The sequence below is a fragment of the Neobacillus pocheonensis genome (assembly GCF_050477905.1).
Taxonomy (GTDB): Bacteria; Bacillota; Bacilli; order Bacillales; family Cytobacillaceae; genus Neobacillus; species Neobacillus pocheonensis_A.
In genome coordinates, this window is sequence record NZ_JBCNAD010000127.1 from 1 (window position 1) to 6,182 (window position 6,182).

Below are 6,182 nucleotides of genomic sequence, written 5' to 3' on the forward strand. Positions count from 1 at the left end.
TCTGACTGCGATCCCGATCGCCATCTCGTAACCCTTCTTTTTGGCCGCCATTTCATCAAAAATATGCAGGATCAGCCGGAACGCTTCCTGGCGCGCTGCCGGATCGCTCTTAAAAATATAGTTCAGCTCGTCGAGCGGGCTCGTTAACTCCGAAAAGCCATGCAAAAAGGGTAAAATGCTTTGATCAAGGTACTGGGACAAGTCGACCTGCAGCACTACATAATGCACTTCATCGCTACTCGGCCTATTCGTCCGGTGCGGCTCGGAGGAACCGATCAAGAACACGTCTCCCGCCTCCAGCACGACAGCCTCCTGTATCGTATGCATGACGATCCCGCCTTTGATAATCGCAAGCAGCTCGACTTCTTTATGGTGATGCCATTTGCCGGAAAGCACGCTGCTGCGACGCAGCTCGTATACGTCCAGGAACAATAGCGGACTTTGATAAACGACACGTTCCTTCACCGCGCCCTGGAGCATTTCGACGGATTTGACCATGCGTCTCAGCACCTCACTACCGTAGATATAGTTACACTATATCACCAAAGAGGACAAATTCGCATAAAGAATGAATAAATTATGGAATATCATTTCACAGCGTAACTCCCTATACTTAATTTACTGAAATCGTTTCCAATGGAGGGGTTACACAATGTATGGAAAGAAATCGATACCGCTGTTGCTCGGCATGTCGCTTCTCGGGACTCTCGCGCTGACCGGCTGCGGAAAGGAAGCGGCCGGTGGGGACAAGCCAAGCGCTTCTGCAAACCCTGACAGATACAATAATGAACCGGCGACGCTCACTTTTTTCTCCAACGGTGCGGGGGTGCTTACCACTGCTGATCTGGATGCGCTCGTAACGAAGCCGGTTCAGGCCAAATATCCGAACATTACGACGCAGCTCGTCACAGGCACATCGCTCGATAAGCTTATCGCCGCCGGTGAAGTGCCCGATGTGATCTTGACAAGTAATTATTATTTGTATGACATGGTGGAGCTGGGTCTCGTATCGGATCTGAGCGAATTTATTAAGCAGGAGAAGATTGATCTCGGCAAATTTGAACCGGAAACGGTCAATGTCACGAAAAGCTACGGCGACAAAGGGGAATTGTACGGCGTCCCTTATGCGATGAACTACGGCTTACTGCTGTATAACAAAGATATCTTTGATAAATTCGCCGTTCCTTACCCGAAGGACGGGATGACCTGGAACCAGATTATCGAGCTCGCCGGCAAGGTCACACGGGCGGATCAGGGTACCCAATATATCGGCCTCGATCTTCAAAACCCTACCATTTTGACGCGGCCCTACGGCCTGGGCGTTGTGGATGCCAAACAGGAAAAAGCCGTCCTGACGACGGATGCTTATAAAAAAGTATTCGGTCTGTACGAGCAATTGTATAAAATTCCGGGGATCGTCGAACCTCAGAAAAAATACACGTACGGCATCGACTACTTCATGAAGGAACAAAAGACCGCAATGTTCCCGTATTGGCACGATTCCACCACAGCCCGTCTCCCCCAGCTTAAAGAAGCAGGCAAAAATTTCAACTGGGATCTCGTCTCGTTCCCTTCCTTCGACGACAAGCCGGGCGTAGGCCGGGAAATCGACTATCATCTGGCGTTGGTCACGCCGACCAGTAAAAACAAGAAGGCCGCCTATGCCGCCATCAAAACAATCGATCAGCGACGAAGCGCAAAAAGCGATGAATAAAGGAACGCGTCTCACGGTATTGAAGGACCCGGCGTTCAAGAAAGACGCAGCCGTTGATACGAAGCTGTATGAGGGCAAAAATCTTCAGGGCATTTTCACCGTCAAACCGGCTCCGCTGCCGAAGGCGACCAAATATGACAGAAAGCTGTATCCGTTCTTGAACGAGGCCGCCAAAAGCATGGCTTACGATAAAAAAGACGTCAATACGGTGCTGAGGGAAGCGGAAGAAAAAGCAAACAAATATATTCAAGAGAATAAGTAGGCGGTTCGGACCGACCGAAATACCCCAGCCTTACGACCGTACTCCGGTTTGAGGTTGGGGTTATTTTTGTAAACTATGAAAATAGCATTTATCGGAGATTTGTAAGGCAGGGTATTTCATAGTCTGGCCGTCATGTCCGAGATTCAGGCAGGTGGCCCTATTCGTTATGGCAAAATCGTTTTTACGGGACTGAATCTGATCATTTACCATCGCTCCGATGCGTTGGGCCGGGTGCGGCCGGGAAGCTTCGCTTACTGTATTTAAAAGCGTTCTGCCTGGCTGCAATAAAAGCGCATATGATGGTGGGGATGATCAGCAGAAAAATAATAACGAAGGGATTTTTATAATAACCCGGCCCGCTCGTGGAGGTAATCATAAAAAGACCGTACGGAAACATGATTGTGGCGGAAAATATAAAATACAGGATGGAAACAAAAAATTTGAAAGGTCTCCTTTCAACCATAGCCCGGTGCATCTTCATTAACGACATCACTGCACCAAAAATGAACATAGGGATGAGAAGCAAGTAAATGGGTGCATACAGCCACGATACGGACATTTATGGAAAAAGTTTCTAGTCCCTAAACTTAAACTATTGATAAATTCCAAATAATGGGTTATTATTACGTTATGCGATATATCATTTATCGTAATATATAACTGGAGGTGAAGTATATCACATGGGTACCGCCGATTTTGACCGCTTTTCCGATCCGTCTGTTCTTATTCTTGCAAGTCTTGCAGGCGGCGCCAAGCACGGCTATGCCATGATGGAGGATATTGAAGCGATGTCAGGCGTGCGCCTTGGACCGGGTACACTGTATGGCGCTATTTCCCGGCTGGAAAAGCACGGGTTCATTATGTCATTGGAAACAGAGGATCGGCGGCGTCCGTATTGTTTAACGCCATCGGGAGCGGATGTGCTGAAGAAGCAGCTTACAAGCTTAAGTCACATCGCTGTAACCGGTCTTCAAAGGCTGGCGTTGCAATGAAAATAATGAGATGGTTGATACGCCTTTATCCGCGCTCATGGCGCGACCGTTACCAAGAGGAATTCATTGCCATGCTGGAGCAATACGAAAGGCCGCGAATTACCGATATTCTGGATATTCTTTTTGGCGCTGTCGATGCCCATATTCAATATAGAATGAACAATAACAACAAAGTACAGACGAGTTCCTTGAAAGGAGGAACAGCGAGTATGCAAGGAGACCTTGATTCGGATGCTCTCGATAAAGCGTTTGCCCAAAAAACGTTTGAAGAAGGCATTGTAAAACATGAACTGCCTATGCAGTATGTTGACGTGGAGTACGCGCCATCGTTTGTGGATCAAAAAACGACGTTGACTTTTTATTTTCGAGCGGATAACCGATTGGATCTGAAAGCGCTGTGCAAGGATTTAGGGGGCGTTTACAAGCAGCGGATTCAGCTGAAGCAAGTCGGCCGAATAAACCCCAAACCGCAAGAGGATTCCTGTACGGATACGAAGCAATAAGGGCATGGGTACGGTAAAGTCGTTACGAAACGATATGTTGCGACAAGCCGGGTTATGTTATGTTGCGAAGGAGCTGCCGCGGCAGCTCCTTGCTGTTGAACAAATCTCCGGGTTCATGATGCGCATTAAGCCCGTGACAACTCTTCCACTTTCTTAATCGCGTTTACGACCATCTCGGACGTAACCGGGAACGACATATTCCCCATCGTGCTCTCCGGCAGCAGCGATATGCGGGCAATCTCTTGAAGCTCCTGATCGGACAAAGCACGGTTGATGCCGATTTGGTCCAGCCGATACGGTATTCCCGTCTCCTTATAGAAAGCCAGCACTTCATCCAGATCGTCCTGTGGCCGATTTTCGAGGACGAGCTGCACCAGGATGCCGTAGGCTACCTTCTCCCCGTGATACGCTTCGTGCGTTTCCGGTATGACGGTGAGTCCGTTATGAATCGCGTGCGCGGCGGCGGAACGGCAGTTGTCTTCTCCGAGTCCACCGACCATGCCGCTGAACAAAATATTGGCATCGATCACATGCTGCAGCGCTTCGCTGGGGATACCCTGTCGGGCGTCTTCTATTGCCTGCGCGCTATATTGGAGCAGCGTATCGTAACAAAGCTTTGCCGTCTGCAGGCCACCGACGGTAGGAAGATTATGTTTTTTTCCGGTAGCGGACATGGGCGCTTCAATCCATTTTGCGAGGGTATCCGCAATCCCCGCGGCCAAATAGCGGACAGGCGCTTTTGCAATAATGTCCGTATCGACAAGACAAAGCAGTGTCCCCCGGTCGAATACCGGAAAATGGAGATATACTCCCTCTTCGGTATACATGACCGATAAATTAGCGACAGCGGCACAAGTAGCGGCCAGCGTCGGCACGGCCACGAACGGTTTGCCCATGGCGTTCGCCAGCGCTTTGGCCGTATCCATCACTTTGCCGCCGCCTACTCCGCAGATCAGTTCCGCAGCCGGCGGGACAAGGGCACGCAATCGCTCCACTTCTTCGTAGCTGCATTCTCCGCGATAGGTATGCACCTCGTAATGAACCCCTGACTGATCCAGGCTGTCCGTCAGCCGATTTCCGCAGCTGTTCCACGATTTTTCTCCGGTAATAATAAATACCGATTTTCCGTATTTTCCAATCCATTCTCCCGCTTTATGCAGTATCCCCGGTTCGTGGATGTACGCATTAGGCGAACCCAGAACAAAATGAACGCCATTCATGATGATTCCTCCCCTAGATGAAATTCAGCTCAATTTATTATGGATGATGCGGTGGATCAGGTCAACGCGAATCGACGAGTGAAAAATACAGCCGTCTCATTTTACGTAAGATCCACTGAACCGGCCATAAAACCATTTTGCCGATGCACGTTGACTTTTTATTGAAATTCGTGTAGAAATAAGTTAACTGAAAACTGTCCCTAAATTCGTTGACGAGAACGAGTACGCTAATCCCTTGTTCCCCAGAGAGTTGGCCTTGTGCTGAAAGCCAACGTTCAAGGCGTAGCCGAAAATCATCTCCGAGAAGGAAAGCTGAAGCAACTCAAGTAAGCTGCCCCGGGATCCCGCCGTTACAAGGGACGCGTATGATGGTACGTAGTATGAGGTGCCGTAAGATCGTAGTCGATATGATCGTTACGGAACAAGGGTGGTATCGCGAGATGAAATCTCGTCCCTTACGGGGCGGGATTTTTTTGCGTTTCGGCAGGATGATTTTGACGATACCGCCTGAGGAACCATCACCCATTTTGTCCCAGAGAGGAAGATATGCAATGAGAAAAGTGGATGTGAAAGAGACGGCGAGAACCCGCGAGCTGCGCGTTCTGGAGCAGTGGAAGCAGAGCGATACGTTCCGCAAATCCATCGAAAACCGCGAGGGCAGGCCGAACTTCGTCTTTTACGAAGGACCTCCGACCGCCAACGGAAAGCCGCATATCGGGCATATGCTCGGGCGCGTCATTAAAGACTTCGTCTGCCGCTACAAAACGATGACCGGATACCGCGTCGTCCGTAAAGCCGGTTGGGATACGCACGGCCTGCCCGTCGAGCTTGGCGTTGAGAAGCAGTTGGGCATATCCGGCAAACAGGAGATCGAGAAATACGGTGTAGTGGAATTCGTGGAACAATGTAAGAGCAGCGTGTTTGAATATGAGAAGCAGTGGCGCGAATTAACCGAGGCGATTGCCTACTGGACGGACATGGATGACCCCTACGTTACGCTGACGAATGACTATATCGAGAGCGTGTGGCACATCTTATCCGATATTCATCAAAAAGGACTGCTTTACAAAGGTCACCGCGTAAGCCCGTACTGTCCGGATTGCCAAACGACGCTCAGCTCTCACGAAGTGGCGCAAGGCTATGAGGAAGTGAAAGATTTGAGCGCCATCGTCAAATTCAAAAGCAAGCAAGGGAACGAAACGTTCCTCGCCTGGACGACGACGCCGTGGACGCTTCCCGCCAATGTGGCGTTAGCGGTGAATAAAGATATTGATTATGTCAAAGCGAAACAGGATGGCGAAGTGTACATTGCCTCTAACACCCCCTTCTCTACTCCTCCCCCCCCCCCCCCCCCCCCCCCCCCCCCCCCCCCCCCCCCCCCCCCCCCCCCCCCCCCCCCCCCCCCCCCCCCCCCCCCCCCCCCCCCCCCCCCCCCCCCCCCCCCCCCCCCCCCCCCCCCCCCCCCCCCCCCCCCCCCCCCCCCCCCCCCCC

Annotated in this window: 6 protein-coding genes, 1 pseudogene and 1 other annotated feature; of the genes and pseudogenes, 5 read left to right on the forward strand and 2 right to left on the reverse strand. The window is 51.0% G+C overall.

Annotation, left to right across the window (positions count from 1 at the left end):
• A partial coding sequence (locus ABES02_RS29930; RefSeq protein WP_430141727.1) for a cupin domain-containing protein occupies nt 1-498 on the reverse strand: 498 nt, incomplete at its 3' end.
• Between the two features lie 154 nt (nt 499-652).
• Here ABES02_RS29930 and ABES02_RS29935 point away from each other — a divergent pair.
• The 4 genes from ABES02_RS29935 to ABES02_RS29950 all read left to right on the forward strand — a co-directional run bounded on the left by ABES02_RS29935 (nt 653) and on the right by ABES02_RS29950 (nt 3,471).
• Nucleotides 653-1,714 carry an ABC transporter substrate-binding protein gene (locus ABES02_RS29935; RefSeq protein ID WP_430141729.1) on the forward strand — a complete coding sequence of 354 codons (1,062 nt, stop codon included), beginning with the start codon at nt 653-655 and terminating at the stop codon, nt 1,712-1,714.
• The gene (locus ABES02_RS29940; RefSeq protein WP_430141731.1) at nt 1,662-1,976 is read left to right on the forward strand and encodes a hypothetical protein; all 315 of its coding nucleotides are present in this window, start codon (nt 1,662-1,664) and stop codon (nt 1,974-1,976) included. Before ABES02_RS29935 ends, ABES02_RS29940 begins: the two co-directional genes overlap by 53 nt.
• A 680-nt stretch (nt 1,977-2,656) precedes the next feature.
• Entirely contained in the window at nt 2,657-2,968 is a 312-nt protein-coding gene (locus tag ABES02_RS29945) for a PadR family transcriptional regulator (protein ID WP_430141733.1), read from the forward strand.
• Entirely contained in the window at nt 2,965-3,471 is a 507-nt protein-coding gene (locus ABES02_RS29950) for a PSP1 C-terminal domain-containing protein (protein WP_430141736.1), read from the forward strand. The genes ABES02_RS29945 and ABES02_RS29950 overlap by 4 nt, the downstream gene beginning before the upstream one ends.
• 125 nt (nt 3,472-3,596) lie before the next feature.
• On the opposite strand, the gene ABES02_RS29955 is transcribed toward ABES02_RS29950, so the two are convergent.
• A complete protein-coding gene (locus ABES02_RS29955; protein ID WP_430141738.1) occupies nt 3,597-4,691 on the reverse strand; it encodes an iron-containing alcohol dehydrogenase family protein in 1,095 nt (364 codons plus the stop codon).
• 200 nt (nt 4,692-4,891) lie between these two features.
• Nucleotides 4,892-5,150, forward strand: a binding site (T-box leader).
• Between the two features lie 92 nt (nt 5,151-5,242).
• Here ABES02_RS29955 and ABES02_RS29960 point away from each other — a divergent pair.
• A pseudogene (locus tag ABES02_RS29960) lies at nt 5,243-6,001 on the forward strand (class I tRNA ligase family protein); the annotation flags it as partial.
• Nucleotides 6,002-6,182 lie beyond the last annotated feature (181 nt).